The following is a 14928-nucleotide window of genomic DNA, read 5'->3' on the forward strand; positions in this document are numbered from 1 at the left end:
TTAACCTTATCATTAAATATATTAATAACTGTTAACATATAAAAAAAAGAGCCCCATTATGGGGCTCAAGTTTTTATAAAGAGCTTAAATATATTAGATTAGGAAATCATCCATTGATTTACCCTGGTCAAGTTGGCTCTGGATAGCAGAAGGTGTACGACCCTGACCAGTCCAAGTTTTTTCCTCACCAGTTACATCTACATATTTATATTTTGCAGGACGAGGCTCGCGTTTTTTACGGGTTTTAGTTTTAGTTTCACCAGAAAGAGCTGCTATTAAATCTTCAACATCAATTCCGTCCTGAGCAATCATCTGTGCATATTCAGATAGTTTTGCTTCACGTTCAGCAAGAGCTGCTTTTTCTTCTTCTGCTGCTGAGCGACGCTCGTCAACAACAGTCGTTAGTTTATCTAAGGCTTCTTCTAACTGCTCTAAAGTTAATTCGCGAGCGTATGCGCGAAGGCTACGAATATTGAGCAGAGTTTTGGTAAGTTCTGACATGATTTATCCCATCTAGTTCTTATTAAACGCAGCAATAATAACAGCGCGTTAAAATATTAACAATTAAATTCAGTGCTATTCAAAGAAATTATAATATAGAGTCTCGAATAAAAATAGTCGAAAGTGTTGTTATGTTACAAAAACTAGCTTAACAATAATTTATATTTTTTTATTTAACTCGATGAATACCGTGTAATTTGAATAATTAGGTCGAATCAATAACGCGAATTTGAGAACTCACTCGAATGAGTGACACCTGCGAATCCTTGTTCTTCATTGCGTGCCAGATCGAATTTAATCTTGCAAATAACAATAGAATCAGTAGAATTTCCCATACCTAATTCAGTTTATCTCCTAATTGAACTAAAAACAGACAGTTTGAGGGGGGATGCTGAGGTAGAGGCGCAATAATTATCAGTAACTTCTGTTGGGGTGATACCAATGAACAGAAGAGAAAGGGGTTATTGCCGAAGTGGACTTGCTCATCAAGGCAGTTTGCTGGGGATGTATTGAATAAGTGCATCACTGCCATAGTATATGTTGTTAACTATGGAGCGCTACTGTAGGGTTGGGTGAAGTGTTCGCTTCCCTTTCGCTTGTTCAACATTAGTCGTTTATAACGACTTTTCTGCAGTAGATCTCTAACCAAATTGGTTTAAGAAGATCATGATTTTAGTCGATTTTGCATTATCTCCCGTTTCTGTTTTACCACCGCTCATTGCACTAACTTTAGCAATAATAACGAGACAAGTATTACTATCGCTAGGTGTGGGTATTGTTCTTGGTGGATTACTATTAACAGACTTTTCTTTAATTAATTCTACTTCTTATATTGGAAACATCGTCAAAGGTGTATTTATTGAAGATGGTGGGATTAATTCGTGGAACATGAGCATCGTCGCATTCCTTTTATTGCTTGGAATGATGACGGCACTTCTCACTCTATCTGGTGGTACCCGTGCATTTGCGTTATGGGCACAACAGAGAGTTAAGAGTAAGCGAGGCTCTAAATTACTTGCAGCTTTCCTTGGGGTATTTATCTTTATTGATGATTATTTCAACAGTTTAGCTGTGGGTGCGATATCTCGCCCGGTAACCGATCGATATAATGTTTCCAGAGCAAAGCTTGCTTATATTCTGGACTCAACCGCTGCTCCTATGTGTGTATTGATGCCAGCATCTAGCTGGGGTGCTTATATAATGACCATCATAAGTGGTATTTTAGTAACGCACGGAATGACCGAGTATTCACCTATTGGTGCCTACTTAAGCCTTATTCCAATGAACTTTTATGCAGTATTTGCGCTGTTGATGGTATTTGCCGTCGCATGGTTCCAGTTAGATATAGGCCCAATGAGAGCGCACGAAGCAAAGGCCGCTAAATTATCTCAGCAAGAAGAATCAGAATCTCCGAGTGAGTTAAGTGAAGACTTAAATATTACAGAAAGCGAGAATGGTAAAGTTTCGGATCTTATTTTACCGATTGTCGCACTAATTATTGCAACTGTTGTATTTATGTTATCAACTGGTGGCAGTGCATTAGAAGAAGCCGGAAAAGAATTCTCTGTACTTGGTGCTTTTGAAAATACCGATGTAGGTACCTCTTTAGTATATGGTGGCCTAATTGGTTTGATGGTTTCTTTGTTCACTGTATTTAAGCAAAAGCTTCCAGTAAGTGATATATCCAAAACGTTATGGATTGGTGCTAAATCTATGTTTGGCGCTATTTTAATTCTTGTATTTGCATGGTCTATTGGTTCAGTAATTGGCGATATGAAGACGGGCGCTTATTTATCATCCCTTGTTCAGGGGAATATAGATATTCACTGGCTGCCAGTTATTCTGTTCTTGTTATCTGGTTTAATGGCGTTTGCAACGGGTACTTCCTGGGGTACTTTCGGAATCATGCTTCCAATCGCAGGGGATATGGCGGGCGCAACGGATGTTGCCATGATGCTACCAATGTTAGGTGCGGTTTTAGCGGGTTCAGTTTTTGGTGACCATTGCTCTCCTATCTCTGATACCACGATTCTCTCTTCGACAGGTGCTCGTTGTAACCATATAGACCACGTTGCGACTCAGCTTCCTTATGCATTGTCTGTCGCATTTATATCGTGCATTGGTTATGTCCTGCTAGGAATGACTGGTTCGGTATTCGTGTCGTTTACAGCAACGTTTATCGCATTTTTGGCTGTTTGCTTTGGTCTGGCTATGATTTCAAGGTCGAAATCTTCAAAGCTACAGAGTGCATAACAATTTGAATATTTAGTCAAATTAGTAGGGGAGACTTCGGTCTCCCTTTTTTATTGAAAATTAATATGAAAAAACACCAAATTTTCTGTTGAAAAATGTGAACAGCTTCGTTAGTGTGGTTAGCAAGAAAACGGAGCTAATAAACTTATGCGTAATTTTGTAATGAACATTCATCATCACCATCATCCTGAGTAGTCTTTCGGGAGATGTACGCATACCCGGGGGACAATCTCCCGGTGGTTAAGTCAGAAACATCAGATTTAGACCCTCGGGAGATAAAACTTCCGGGGGTTTTTTAGTATTTAACACAACAAAATTATTAAACAGACAGAATTTATTACAGGGATATAGCATGCCAACACAACGATTAAGAATTGCCATTCAGAAAAAAGGACGCCTTAGCAAAGAGTGTCAGAACCTACTAAAAAAATGTGGTGTTAAATTTAACCTGATGGGTGAGCGTCTTGTTGTTCACTCAGAAAATATGCCGATTGATCTTCTGCTTGTTCGTGATGACGATATCCCAGGCCTTGTAATGGATGGTGTGGTAGATCTTGGCTTTATCGGTGAAAACGAACTGGAAGAAGTTCGTCTGGATCGTATCGCGTTAAACGAACCTAGTGAATTTGTTGCTCTGCGCCGTTTGGACTTTGGTGGCTGCCGTCTTTCTATCGCAATTGATAAAGATGAAGAGTACACAGGTCCTCAGGATCTGGCTGGAAAGCGTATTGCGACAACTTACCCACACCTACTAAAAGCTTACATGGAAGAGCAGGGTGTTGATTTCAGTACTTGTCTGCTTCAGGGCTCTGTAGAAGTTGCTCCACGTGCTGGTCTTGCAGACGCTATTGCCGATTTGGTTTCTACTGGTGCAACGCTTGAAGCGAATGGCCTTAAAGAAGCTGAAGTGATTTTCCGTTCTAAAGCAACGCTTATCCAGCGAGCAGGAGAGTTTACCGAAGATAAAATAGCTCTGATCAATAAACTTCTGACTCGTATGCAGGGCGTTATTCAGGCTAAAGAATCTAAGTACATTATGCTTCACGCACCAACGGATAAGCTGGAAGAAATCAAGAGACTACTTCCGGGTGCAGAAGATCCAACCGTACTGCCACTTTCTGAAGAAAAGAATCGTGTAGCGGTTCACCTGGTAAGCACTGAAAACCTGTTCTGGGAAGAGATGGAGCAGCTAAAAGAGTTGGGTGCAAGCTCAATACTGGTACTACCGATTGAGAAGATGATGGGGTAACACCATGAAGACAGTTGTCTGGCAATCATTGAGTGAAGAGCAGCAAGATTCTGTTCTTGAGCGCCCTGCGATTACTGAAGGCGCAAATATCACTGCCGCAGTTGAAGAGGTAATCAAAAAAGTTCGCTCAGAAGGTGACGAAGCACTATTGGAACTAACAGAAAAGTTTGACGGCATTCGACCGGAATCTATTCGTGTATCTGAAGAAGAGATCGAAGCGGCATCTCAACGTTTGACGGATGAGATGAAGCAGGCACTAGAGCAGGCTTATACCAATATCTCTGTTTTCCACAAAGCGCAAAAACCTCAGCCACTGAGCGTAGAAACTCAGCCGGGCGTGGTTTGTGAGCAGGTGACACGACCAATCAATAAAGTTGGGCTTTATATCCCCGGAGGTAGCGCACCACTTCCTTCAACTGTACTGATGCTTGGTGTGCCTGCTCAAATCGCAGGCTGTCGTAAAGTAGTACTTTGTTCGCCGCCGCCAATTGCAGACGAGATTCTGTATGTGGCTAAGCTTTGTAAAATTGACGAAGTTTATAATGTTGGTGGTGGTCAGGCTGTTGCTGCTATGGCTTACGGCACAGAAACCGTTGCCAAGGTAGACAAAATCTTTGGCCCGGGTAACGCCTATGTAACCGAAGCTAAGCGTCAGGTGAGCAACGATTTCCGTGGTGCGGCGATTGATATGCCAGCGGGGCCTTCAGAAGTACTGGTCATTGCAGATAAAAATGCAAACCCTGAGTTTATTGCTGCGGATCTGCTAAGTCAGGCAGAACACGGGCCGGACTCTCAGGTTGTGCTGGTTACGCCATCTCCGGTCATTGCAGATCAGGTTGCAGACGCAGTTCAGAAACAGCTTAAAGAGCTTTCCCGTGCTTCTATTGCTGAGCAGGCTTTAGGTTCAAGCGTAATTATTATTGCTGAGTCTATTCCTCAGTGTGTGTCTATCTCAAACTTCTACGGGCCAGAGCACCTTATTGTACAGACACGAAACGCACGTGAACTACTGCCTGTTCTGGATAACGCAGGTTCTATCTTCCTTGGTGACTGGTCTCCTGAATCAGCAGGGGATTATGCATCGGGAACCAACCACGTTCTTCCGACTTATGGTTACACTCGCACGTACTCAAGTCTGGGACTTGCGGACTTCTCTAAGAGAATGACGGTTCAGGAGCTTTCTGCTGACGGTATTCTTGGCCTTGCTCCAACAGTTGTTACTATGGCTGAAGCAGAAGGTCTGGATGCACACAAACGTGCTGTAACGATCCGTGTAGAAGCTCTGAATAAAGAACAGCAAAAAGGAGAATAAGGCGAATGGAGAAACTTGCAAGGAAACAGGTTCAACAGCTTACGCCTTATCTTTCGGCTCGTCGTATTGGTGGTAGTGGTGATATTTGGCTAAATGCCAATGAGTCACCCTATGACAATGAATACAAAACCAGTTTTGACCGTCTGAATCGCTACAGTGAGTGCCAGCCACCTGAGCTTATCAATGCTTATGCTGCTTATGCGGGTGTTAAAGCAGAGCAAACGCTGACTTCCCGTGGTGCCGATGAGGGTATTGAGCTGTTAATTCGTGCTTTTTGTGAGCCGGGTGAAGATTCGATTCTATATTGCCCCCCTACTTATGGCATGTACTCAATCAGTGCTGAGACTATCGGTGTGGAGCGTAAAACCGTTCCTTTAACCGCTGACTGGCAACTTGACCTGGAAGGGATTAAAGCAAACTTAGATTCGGTAAAGTTGGTTTTTGTTTGCAGTCCTAATAACCCAACGGGCAATATTGTAAATCGCGAAGCTATTATCTCTCTGCTTGAGATGACAAAAGACAGAGCTATTGTGGTAATGGATGAAGCCTATATCGACTTCTGTCCTGAAGCTTCAACTGTAGATTTGTTAGACAAGTATGAGAATTTGGCGATTCTTAGAACACTATCAAAGGCTTTTGCTCTGGCAGGTCTGCGTTGTGGCTTTACCTTAGCGAATGAGTCTCTTATCAATGTTTTGCTGAAGGTAATTGCACCTTACCCAGTACCAGTTCCTGTGGCGGATATCGCTACTCAGGCGCTTTCAGATTCTGGTTTAGCCCGTGCCAAAGAGCAGATTTCTGTTCTGAATGAGAATAAAGTCTACCTCGAAGCAGAACTCTCTAAACTCGAAGGTGTAACGGTTTATCCCGGTAACGGTAACTATTCACTGATTAGATTCCCTGAAGGTGACATGCTGTTTAAAGCCGCATGGGATAATGGGATTATACTTCGTAATTCACCAATTGAAGATTGCGTACGTATCAGTATTGGTAACCGTGAAGAGTGTGAGAAGACAGTTGCATTTATAAAGGAAACACTGGAGTAATCGCCACATTGTTAAGGAAGTAATAGTGAGCAAACAACAAAAAATTCTATTTATCGACCGTGATGGCACCTTAATTGTTGAGCCACCGGTGGATTTTCAGGTCGACAGACTGGATAAACTAAAGCTGGAACCTTTTGTGATTCCATCTTTATTAGCGCTTCAGGATGCAGGTTACCGCCTTGTGATGGTAACTAATCAAGATGGCTTGGGTACAGATAGCTATCCTCAGGAAGATTTCGACGCTCCTCATAATATGATGATGGAGATTTTTGAATCTCAAGGCGTGAAGTTTGATGATGTGCTTATTTGCCCTCATTTTGATGACGACAACTGCTCTTGCCGCAAGCCGAAACTAGGCCTGGTAAAAGAGTATCTTCAAAATGGTAAGGTAGACTTTAAAACCTCAGCGGTTATTGGGGATAGAGAAACGGATCTTCAGCTTGCTGAAAACATGGCGATTCGCGGTATTCAATACAACCCTGAAACTATGGGGTGGCGCGAGATCCTGCGCGACCTGACGGTAAAAGAGCGCACTGCTAAAGTTGTTCGTAAAACCAAAGAGACAGATATCTCTATCGAAGTAAATTTGGATCGTCAGGGTGGAAACGAGATCTCAACTGGACTTGGCTTTTATGACCATATGCTGGATCAAATTGCGACGCATGGCGGTTTCCAGATGAAGGCGAAAGTCGAAGGTGATTTGCATATCGACGATCACCACACGGTAGAAGATACCGCTCTGGCGCTAGGTCAGGCACTTCGTGAAGCTTTGGGTGATAAGCGTGGTATCGGTCGCTTTGGCTTTTCGCTTCCGATGGATGAGTGTCTGGCGCAATGTGCTCTGGACCTTTCTGGCCGTGCTTATCTGGTATTTGATGCTAAGTTTAGCCGCGAAACAGTGGGTGATTACTCTACCGAAATGACAGAGCACTTCTTCAAATCTCTGTCAGATACGATGCTGTGTACGCTTCATATCTCATCCAGTGGCGACAATGACCACCACATCATAGAAAGTATCTTTAAAGCCTTTGGCCGTACGCTTCGTCAGGCGATCAAAGTGGAAGGTAATGAGATGCCAAGCAGTAAGGGAGTGCTGTAAATGAGTCAGACTCAGAAGGTCGTTATTATTGATACAGGCTGTGCCAATGTATCTTCTGTAAAGTTCGCAATCCAGAGGCTGGGCTATGAAGTCACCATTTCTAAGGATCCTGAAGTGGTTCTTGCTGCAGATAAGCTGTTTTTGCCGGGAGTAGGGACAGCAAGTGAAGCGATGAACAACCTGGAAGAGCGCAACTTGATTGAGCTGGTGAAGAAGGTTGAAAAACCGCTTCTTGGTATCTGCCTTGGTATGCAGCTGCTTGGTAAGCTCTCTCAGGAAAAAGGTTCTAAAGCGAATGATATCGTAGAGTGTCTTGGCTTGTGTGATGGTGAAGTAAAACTGATGGATACGGGTGATCTTCCTCTACCTCACATGGGTTGGAACACAGTTACTGCGAAAGCTGGCAGCCCTCTATTTAAAGGTATTGAAGAGGGCGAGTACTTCTACTTTGTACACAGCTTTGCTATGCCAGCCGGGGATTACACTATTGCATCCTGTGATTACGGAAATCCGTTCTCAGCTGCGATTCAAAGTGGAAACTACTACGGTGTTCAGTTCCACCCGGAACGTTCGAGCAAAGCAGGCTCTAAGCTAATTCAGAACTTTTTAGAGCTCTAATAGAGCTCGTTCCCATGCTCCGCGTGGGAATGCATACGGTACCTAAATTAAATAAGTATCGTGCAATAGAGCAGAATCAAAATACGCATTCCCACGCAGGAGCGTGGGAACGAGGGAATAGCGAGACACAAAGGAATTAAAATGATTATTCCAGCATTAGATTTAATTGAAGGACAGGTGGTTCGCCTTTATCAGGGCGATTACGGTCAGGTTACAGAGTATAAAGTTGATCCGGCTGAGCAGTTTAACCTGTACCACAAAGCCGGAGCAGATTGGTTACACCTTGTTGATCTTACCGGTGCGAAAGATACATCAGCGCGTCAACTTGATTTGATAGCGAAACTTTTGGCAAGCACTCCGGCAAACATCCAGATCGGTGGTGGTGTTCGTACCGAGCAGGACGTAAAAGATCTGCTTGATGCAGGTGCTCAACGTGTGGTTGTGGGCTCTACTGCGGTAAAAGATCCAGAGCTGGTAAAAGGCTGGATGGAAAAATACGGTGCAGAAAAAATCGTTCTGGCATTGGATATCAATATTGATAAGTTTGGCAATCGTCGTGTGGCAGTTTCAGGCTGGCAGGAAGATTCAGGTGTTTCTATCGAAGAACTAATCGAAAACTACCTGACTGTTGGACTGACTCACGTGTTATGTACAGATATTTCTCGTGACGGCACACTTGCCGGTTCAAACGTAGAACTCTATATCGACCTGTGTAATACCTATCCTCAGATTCAGTTCCAGTCATCCGGTGGTATCGGCAAACTGGAAGATATCGAGGCGCTGAAAGGTACGGGTGTGTCCGGTGTTATTGTTGGCCGTGCTCTACTGGATGGTAAGTTCACAGCAGAGGAGGCATTCGAATGCTGGCAAAGCGAATAATTCCGTGTCTTGATGTCCGTGACGGGCAGGTAGTAAAAGGCGTTCAGTTTCGTAATCACGAAATCATCGGTGATATTGTTCCTCTCGCGCAGCGCTATGCCGAAGAGGGTGCTGATGAACTGGTGTTTTACGATATCACGGCCTCTTCAGATGGTCGTGTCGTTGATAAAAGCTGGGTAGCCCGCGTAGCGGAAGTCATTGATATTCCTTTCTGTGTGGCTGGTGGTATCAAGTCAGCAGAAGATGCAGCGCGTATACTTGAATTTGGTGCGGATAAAGTTTCCATCAACTCTCCGGCACTGGCAAATTCAGAGCTTATTACTGACCTTGCAGATAAGTTTGGTGTTCAATGTATCGTTGTGGGTATCGACTCCTACTACGACAAAGAGACGGGTAAATATCAGGTATACCAGTTTACCGGTGATGAAGAGCGCACTAAAGCAACCAAATGGGAAACCCGAGATTGGGTTCAGGAAGTCCAGAAACGTGGTGCTGGTGAAATAGTGTTGAACATGATGAACCAGGATGGCGTTCGTAATGGATACGATTTAGAACAGCTAAACATGGTTCGCGAAGTCTGCCACGTTCCATTAATTGCTTCAGGAGGGGCGGGTGCTATGGAGCATTTTGCTGAAGCCTACAAAAAAGCGGATGTTGATGGCGCATTGGCAGCATCCGTTTTCCACAAGCAAGTCATTAACATTGGTGAGCTAAAACAGTATTTGAAATCAGAAGGCGTGGAGATCCGTATATGAGCCTGACAGAGAGCTTTAAAGCTCAGGATATCGAAAGCATTATTGAGCGTATCAACTGGGAAAAGGTTGATGGTCTGGTTCCTGTGATTGTTCAGGATTTTCAGTCTAGCCAGGTTCTGATGATGGGATACATGAATCAGGATGCATTGAAGAAAACCGCTGAAACCGAGCAGGTGACATTCTTCTCTCGTACCAAAGAGCGCCTATGGACGAAAGGCGAAACTTCCGGAAACGTCCTTCAGCTGAAAAATATCGCGCTTGATTGTGACGAAGATACACTACTGGTTAAAGTAGACCCAATTGGCCCAACGTGTCATACAGGCACTACAACCTGTTTTGATGCGGATAAACAGGAAGAGTCTCAGCTTGTATGGTTAAGCCAGTTAGAAGCGCTTCTGGCAGCTCGTAAGGATGCTGATCCAGATTCATCTTACACAGCAAGTTTGTATGCTCGCGGCACTAAGCGTATTTCTCAGAAAGTAGGTGAAGAGGGCGTCGAAGTAGCCCTTGCCGCAACTTCTGGCGACAAAGCTGAGCTTGTATGTGAGTCAGCAGACCTGATTTACCACTTACTGGTTCTACTTCAGGATCAGGGCTTATCGCTGAATGATGTGATTAATAAGCTGAAAGAAAGACATAAATAGGGTTACAGGCAACAGGTTATAGGACGGACTTCGTCCTACAGATAACAGAATAATAAAGCGATCAGGGTTATGCTCTGATCGCTTTTTCTTTGTTACAAACCGTGATAGTCATGCTTTCTTATGTCACAATTACCCTTGTTGTCCCGAATCCTATTAAGGCATTGATTACAGTGAAAATCGATACTACATTTCTCGACCGTTGTATTAAGACATTGACGGAAGCTCAAAAACTATTGGAGTCTTCTGAGGCAGAGTCCATCCAATACGAGATGTATCGGTCTGCTTGCGTGAAAGAGTTTGAAATTATTCTAGAACAATCAGGCAAATTGCTGAAAAAGGCATTAGCACCTTATATGCACAGTACAAGAGCGGTAAACAAGCTTTTCTTTAAGGACCTGTTTCGTCATGCTGCGCAATATGAACTTATTTCATTAGAAGAGGCAGAGCGCTGGTTAGAATATCGGGACAATCGTAATCATCTGGCACATGACCACGGAGTTGATTTTGCAGAAAAGACGTTATCTTTACTGCCTATGTTTATTGAAGATGTGAGAGCTCTGGAACTTGTGTTGAGGGATCATGAATATGATTGATCTTAGGGATAAGGATCGTCAGGCGATTGAACAACTCGCAAGAAAGTTTTTGGTAAAAGGCACAGAACTTAAGGCTTACGGGAGTAGAGTTAAAGGATCATCACAGCCTGCATCAGACCTGGATTTGATGATGTTTACCCCTGAGGGTGAGATGAACAACTTGATCGACTTTCAACAAGCCTTAAAAGAATCAAACATACCTATCTTCGTTCAGGTTTTTGACTGGAACGTTATGCCGGAAAACTTTAAACAGAATTTTCTGAAAAGGAATGAAAGCTTACTAGTGGTTTGAATTAGTGACAAAAATGCGAGCACATAGCTCGCATTTTTTATAGCACTAAGAAGCGATTACTGCTTATCAGTCAGCTCGATTGCCTGACCAATGTAGTTAGCTGGCGTCATCTCTTTCAGACGAGCTTTCTCTTCTTCTGGAAGTTCAAGACCGTCGATAAAGTTACGCATTGCTTCACCGTCTATGCGCTTACCACGAGTCAGCTCTTTTAGCTTCTCATATGGCTTTTCGATGCCGTAGCGGCGCATTACAGTCTGTACTGGCTCTGCAAGTACTTCCCAGTTTTGGTCAAGTTCTGCAAGTAGAGCTTCACGGTTTACTTCCAGCTTGCTGATACCTTTCAGAGTTGAAGTGTACGCAATGATCGCGTAGCCAGCACCTACACCAAGGTTACGAAGTACTGTTGAATCTGTCAGGTCGCGCTGCCAGCGAGAGATAGGCAGTTTCTGAGCCAGGTGACCAAATACTGCGTTTGCAAGACCAAGGTTACCTTCCGAGTTTTCAAAGTCGATTGGGTTAACTTTGTGTGGCATTGTAGAAGAACCGATCTCACCAGCGATTGTCTTCTGCTTAAAGTGACCAAGAGCGATGTAGCCCCATACGTCACGGTCGAAATCAATCAGGATAGTGTTGAAGCGTGCAATAGCGTCAAACAGTTCTGCAATGTAATCGTGCGGCTCAATCTGAGTTGTGTATGGGTTCCAAGCTACACCCAGAGATTCTGTGATGAACTCTTCGCTGAACTTGTGCCAGTCCAGTTCAGGGTATGCAGAAAGGTGAGCGTTGTAGTTACCTACAGCACCGTTGATTTTCGCCAGAATTTCAACGTTTTCGATCTGCTTGTACTGACGTTCCATACGGTATGCAACGTTCGCCATCTCTTTACCCATGGTTGATGGAGAAGCTGGCTGACCGTGTGTACGTGAAAGAAGTGGAATGTCACGATACTCAACTGCAAGAGCACGGATAGCATCGATGATGTTTTTGATTTCAGGAAGAATAACAGTATCACGCGCTTCTTTTAGCATCAGAGCATGAGAAGTGTTGTTGATATCTTCAGAGGTACAAGCGAAGTGGATGAACTCGTTTACAGCGTGAAGTTCAGGAACGTCTGCTACTTTCTCTTTCAGGAAGTACTCAACCGCTTTTACATCGTGGTTGGTTGTACGCTCAATCTCTTTAATACGTGCTGCATCTGCTTCACTGAAGTTTGCAGCCAGTTCGTCAAGGAACTTGTTTGCTTCTGCGCTGAAAGCGGGTACTTCTTTAATAGCATCCGTTGCAGAAAGCTTCTGTAGCCAACGGATTTCAACGATAGCTCGGTACTTTAGGAGGCCATACTCACTAAAGATGCTGCGTAACGCAATCGTTTTACTTCCGTAGCGGCCGTCTACCGGTGAAACAGCAGTCAATGCTGACAGTTCCATGATGTGTCTCCTGAATAAAATTTACTAAGTGGTGGGGTTATGCAATTCTTGCCAAAAGAATTTGTGCTTGCTCGACCATTTTTTTGCGACCAAACACCATATGGCGGCGCTTACCACCAACCTGACGCCAAAGTACGGCACAACGAATACCGCAAAGCAGTAATGCGCGAACTTTTTGCTGGTTGGAGGTTTGCTGTAAAACTGAAGGGGTGCCGGTTACCTGAATTCTTGGTCCGATAGGACTAATAACGTCCAGATAAACGCTGGCAATGTTGGATAACATCTGGTCATCCAAAAGCTCAAAGTGATCAGCCTGACGTTCAATCATTTGCAGTCGGTCTCCCAACTGCGCCATAGCTTCACGCTTTTCGTTTAGTTTGCGTTCCAGAGCCATCAGGCTAATTAGGTAACGGGTTACTTCGCTACCTGCTGGCGTGCTATCAATGCCCTTAACTAAGGTTTCCAAACCAATTTTTAGGTTTGTCTCGTGACCAAACACATCTAAAGTGCTTGAAGGGCTTAGATTGATAATCGATTTTAGACAAGTTTCATACGCGTCAGAATCACAATAACCGTCTTTTGCAACCTGTTGAACCAAAGCAACAGCCTGACACATTCCTGCGAAAGCGATAGTACGGTCATAAAGTGAATTTGCCACGTAGAAACTCCTTGTTAGATTCTTTCTTCAATAATGCCGCCACCAAGGCAAACATCATCTTTATAAAATACTGCTGACTGGCCCGGTGTCACTGCTACCTGAGGCTCGTCAAAGATAACTTTGATATTCTGATCATCAACAGGGATGATTGTACATGGAATATCCTGTTGGCGGTATCGGGTTTTTACCGTACAGCTTAGTGGTTCTTTAATTGGTTCTCTGTCCACCCAGTGAAGCTGCGATGCTAGCAGGCCTTTAGATTTCAGAAGAGGATGATCCGCACCCTGAACCGCAATAAGCACATTACGCTTTAGATCTTTATCTGCTACATACCACGGTTCTTCATTGCCGCCGCCACCTTTTTGGCCGCCAATATGAAGGCCTTTACGCTGACCAAGAGTATGGTACATCAGGCCCATATGCTCACCGATAACCTTGCCTTCCGGTGTTTCAATTTTACCCGGTTGTGCAGGGAGGTAGCGAGAAAGAAAATCTGTAAATTTGCGCTCACCGATAAAACAGATGCCGGTAGAATCTTTCTTCTTAGCGGTGATCAGATCTTGTTCCTCGGCAATACGGCGTACTTCAGGTTTTTCAAGTTCACCGACAGGGAACAGGCTGCGAGCAATCTGATCTGAGTCCAGAGTATATAGGAAGTAGCTTTGATCTTTGTTACCATCAAGGCCGCGTAGCATCTGAGGCTTTTCACCATTTTCAGGGAAAGTGCGACGAACATAATGGCCCATCGCAATATAGTCTGCGTCCAGTACATCATCAGCAAAGTCCAGAAATGCTTTAAACTTGATCTCTTTGTTGCAAAGAATATCAGGGTTGGGCGTACGGCCAGCTTTGTATTCTGCAAGGAAGTACTCGAAAACGTTGTCCCAGTACTCTGCTGCAAAGTTAATGGTGTGCAGATGAATGCCTAGCTTGTCACAAACAGCCTGTGCATCTCGCAGATCGTCCGCAGCTGTACAGTATTCCTCGTTGTCATCCTCTTCCCAGTTCTTCATGAACAGGCCCTCTACCTGATACCCCTGTTGCTGCAGAAGGTAGGCAGATACAGATGAATCAACACCACCGGACATACCGACAATGACTTTCTTTTGGCTATTTTCAGACATTGGCTAACACCACTATAAATACACGGGCGGTGATTCTATCAGAAAGATTCGTAAGGATACAGTTTAGAGACATTGTTCACAGTTTTGATTTTGGGAAACTCGGCTGTCGCCACGCAAAATACTCGCATTTTTGCCTTTTTCTGTCATAGTTGCGCAAAGATTTAGAGATTTGGTTGCGCAAGGATTTTATAGGATTAGCAAATAATGACTGAGAGCTCAGAATATATTGATGAAGCGATGCTTCTAGAAGTGATCGAAAACCAATTGGAAGATGGTAAACCTTTGAAAGCCAAAGAGACCCTGATGCGACTCACGATGACAGGTACTTCTCGTGAGGATGCTATCGCAATGATGGCATGTGCAGTGTCGATAGAAATTTTTGATGTAATGAAAAACCAGCAACCGTTTAACGAAAAACGTTACGCTGAACATTTAGATATGTTACCAGATATTAGCTTTATGGATGGCGAGTAACGTT

Annotated in this window: 16 protein-coding genes, 1 riboswitch and 1 other annotated feature; of the genes, 12 read left to right on the forward strand and 4 right to left on the reverse strand. The window is 43.9% G+C overall.

Features of this window, described 5'->3' with window-relative positions; translation table 11 throughout:
• Positions 1-93: 93 nt before the first annotated feature.
• Complete coding sequence (locus SNR28_RS15095) at positions 94-501, reverse strand: H-NS family nucleoid-associated regulatory protein (RefSeq protein WP_375753490.1); 408 nt, start codon at positions 499-501, stop codon at positions 94-96.
• A gap of 389 nt (positions 502-890) precedes the next feature.
• Positions 891-1069: riboswitch (Lysine riboswitch) on the forward strand.
• A gap of 98 nt (positions 1070-1167) precedes the next feature.
• Here SNR28_RS15095 and SNR28_RS15100 point away from each other — a divergent pair.
• From SNR28_RS15100 to SNR28_RS15150, 11 genes are all read left to right on the forward strand, one after another.
• Positions 1168-2754, forward strand: coding sequence for a Na+/H+ antiporter NhaC family protein (locus tag SNR28_RS15100; protein ID WP_375753491.1), 1587 nt, complete (start codon positions 1168-1170; stop codon positions 2752-2754).
• 170 nt (positions 2755-2924) lie between these two features.
• Positions 2925-3054, forward strand: a sequence feature (His leader region).
• Positions 3055-3106: 52 nt separating this feature from the next.
• On the forward strand, positions 3107-4003 hold the full coding sequence (hisG, locus tag SNR28_RS15105; RefSeq protein WP_375753492.1) for an ATP phosphoribosyltransferase: 897 nt from the start codon (positions 3107-3109) through the stop codon (positions 4001-4003).
• 4 nt (positions 4004-4007) lie between these two features.
• On the forward strand, positions 4008-5315 hold the full coding sequence (hisD, locus tag SNR28_RS15110; RefSeq protein WP_375753493.1) for a histidinol dehydrogenase: 1308 nt from the start codon (positions 4008-4010) through the stop codon (positions 5313-5315).
• A gap of 5 nt (positions 5316-5320) precedes the next feature.
• A complete protein-coding gene (gene hisC / locus SNR28_RS15115; RefSeq protein ID WP_375753494.1) occupies positions 5321-6361 on the forward strand; it encodes a histidinol-phosphate transaminase in 1041 nt (346 codons plus the stop codon).
• 25 nt (positions 6362-6386) lie between these two features.
• Positions 6387-7460 (forward strand): bifunctional histidinol-phosphatase/imidazoleglycerol-phosphate dehydratase HisB, encoded by a 1074-nt coding sequence (gene hisB / locus SNR28_RS15120; RefSeq protein WP_375753495.1) that lies wholly within the window; start codon positions 6387-6389, stop codon positions 7458-7460.
• Positions 7461-8078 carry an imidazole glycerol phosphate synthase subunit HisH gene (gene hisH / locus SNR28_RS15125; protein WP_375753496.1) on the forward strand — a complete coding sequence of 206 codons (618 nt, stop codon included), beginning with the start codon at positions 7461-7463 and terminating at the stop codon, positions 8076-8078.
• Between the two features lie 141 nt (positions 8079-8219).
• Complete coding sequence (gene hisA, locus SNR28_RS15130) at positions 8220-8957, forward strand: 1-(5-phosphoribosyl)-5-[(5-phosphoribosylamino)methylideneamino]imidazole-4-carboxamide isomerase (protein WP_375753497.1); 738 nt, start codon at positions 8220-8222, stop codon at positions 8955-8957.
• Positions 8939-9712: an imidazole glycerol phosphate synthase subunit HisF gene (hisF, locus tag SNR28_RS15135; RefSeq protein ID WP_375753498.1), complete on the forward strand. Its 774-nt coding sequence runs from the start codon at positions 8939-8941 to the stop codon at positions 9710-9712. Before hisA ends, hisF begins: the two co-directional genes overlap by 19 nt.
• Complete coding sequence (hisIE, locus tag SNR28_RS15140; RefSeq protein ID WP_375753499.1) at positions 9709-10356, forward strand: bifunctional phosphoribosyl-AMP cyclohydrolase/phosphoribosyl-ATP diphosphatase HisIE; 648 nt, start codon at positions 9709-9711, stop codon at positions 10354-10356. Before hisF ends, hisIE begins: the two co-directional genes overlap by 4 nt.
• 170 nt (positions 10357-10526) lie before the next feature.
• Positions 10527-10949, forward strand: a complete 423-nt coding sequence (locus SNR28_RS15145) for a nucleotidyltransferase substrate binding protein (protein ID WP_375753500.1) — start codon at positions 10527-10529, stop codon at positions 10947-10949.
• The gene (locus SNR28_RS15150) at positions 10942-11241 is read left to right on the forward strand and encodes a nucleotidyltransferase family protein (RefSeq protein ID WP_375753501.1); all 300 of its coding nucleotides are present in this window, start codon (positions 10942-10944) and stop codon (positions 11239-11241) included. Before SNR28_RS15145 ends, SNR28_RS15150 begins: the two co-directional genes overlap by 8 nt.
• A 56-nt stretch (positions 11242-11297) precedes the next feature.
• Here the strand turns inward: SNR28_RS15150 and purB are convergent, their stop codons facing one another.
• From purB to mnmA, 3 genes are read right to left on the reverse strand one after another with little or no spacing between them, the layout of a single operon-like run.
• A complete protein-coding gene (gene purB / locus SNR28_RS15155) occupies positions 11298-12668 on the reverse strand; it encodes an adenylosuccinate lyase (protein WP_375753502.1) in 1371 nt (456 codons plus the stop codon).
• Positions 12669-12705: 37 nt separating this feature from the next.
• Positions 12706-13326 (reverse strand): high frequency lysogenization protein HflD, encoded by a 621-nt coding sequence (hflD, locus tag SNR28_RS15160; protein WP_375753503.1) that lies wholly within the window; start codon positions 13324-13326, stop codon positions 12706-12708.
• A gap of 14 nt (positions 13327-13340) precedes the next feature.
• Positions 13341-14450, reverse strand: a complete 1110-nt coding sequence (gene mnmA, locus SNR28_RS15165) for a tRNA 2-thiouridine(34) synthase MnmA (protein WP_375753504.1) — start codon at positions 14448-14450, stop codon at positions 13341-13343.
• Positions 14451-14654: 204 nt separating this feature from the next.
• Here mnmA and SNR28_RS15170 point away from each other — a divergent pair, with 204 nt between their 5' ends.
• Positions 14655-14924, forward strand: coding sequence for a hypothetical protein (locus SNR28_RS15170; RefSeq protein WP_375753505.1), 270 nt, complete (start codon positions 14655-14657; stop codon positions 14922-14924).
• The last annotated feature ends 4 nt before the right edge of the window (positions 14925-14928 follow it).

It is taken from the genome of Vibrio iocasae, from assembly GCF_042245395.1.
Lineage (GTDB): Bacteria > Pseudomonadota > Gammaproteobacteria > Enterobacterales > Vibrionaceae > Vibrio > Vibrio iocasae.

Bases quoted from the DNA above. Each gene is read 5' to 3' on its own strand.
- purB (WP_375753502.1), bottom strand. From the start codon at position 12,668: ATGGAACTGTCAGCATTGACTGCTGTTTCACCGGTAGACGGCCGCTAC.
- hisD (WP_375753493.1), top strand. From the start codon at position 4,008: ATGAAGACAGTTGTCTGGCAATCATTGAGTGAAGAGCAGCAAGATTCT.
- hisH (WP_375753496.1), top strand. From the start codon at position 7,461: ATGAGTCAGACTCAGAAGGTCGTTATTATTGATACAGGCTGTGCCAAT.
- mnmA (WP_375753504.1), bottom strand. From the start codon at position 14,450: ATGTCTGAAAATAGCCAAAAGAAAGTCATTGTCGGTATGTCCGGTGGT.
- hisC (WP_375753494.1), top strand. From the start codon at position 5,321: ATGGAGAAACTTGCAAGGAAACAGGTTCAACAGCTTACGCCTTATCTT.
- hisA (WP_375753497.1), top strand. From the start codon at position 8,220: ATGATTATTCCAGCATTAGATTTAATTGAAGGACAGGTGGTTCGCCTT.
- SNR28_RS15150 (WP_375753501.1), top strand. From the start codon at position 10,942: ATGATTGATCTTAGGGATAAGGATCGTCAGGCGATTGAACAACTCGCA.
- hisG (WP_375753492.1), top strand. From the start codon at position 3,107: ATGCCAACACAACGATTAAGAATTGCCATTCAGAAAAAAGGACGCCTT.
- SNR28_RS15170 (WP_375753505.1), top strand. From the start codon at position 14,655: ATGACTGAGAGCTCAGAATATATTGATGAAGCGATGCTTCTAGAAGTG.
- SNR28_RS15095 (WP_375753490.1), bottom strand. From the start codon at position 501: ATGTCAGAACTTACCAAAACTCTGCTCAATATTCGTAGCCTTCGCGCA.
- hisF (WP_375753498.1), top strand. From the start codon at position 8,939: ATGCTGGCAAAGCGAATAATTCCGTGTCTTGATGTCCGTGACGGGCAG.
- hisIE (WP_375753499.1), top strand. From the start codon at position 9,709: ATGAGCCTGACAGAGAGCTTTAAAGCTCAGGATATCGAAAGCATTATT.
- SNR28_RS15100 (WP_375753491.1), top strand. From the start codon at position 1,168: ATGATTTTAGTCGATTTTGCATTATCTCCCGTTTCTGTTTTACCACCG.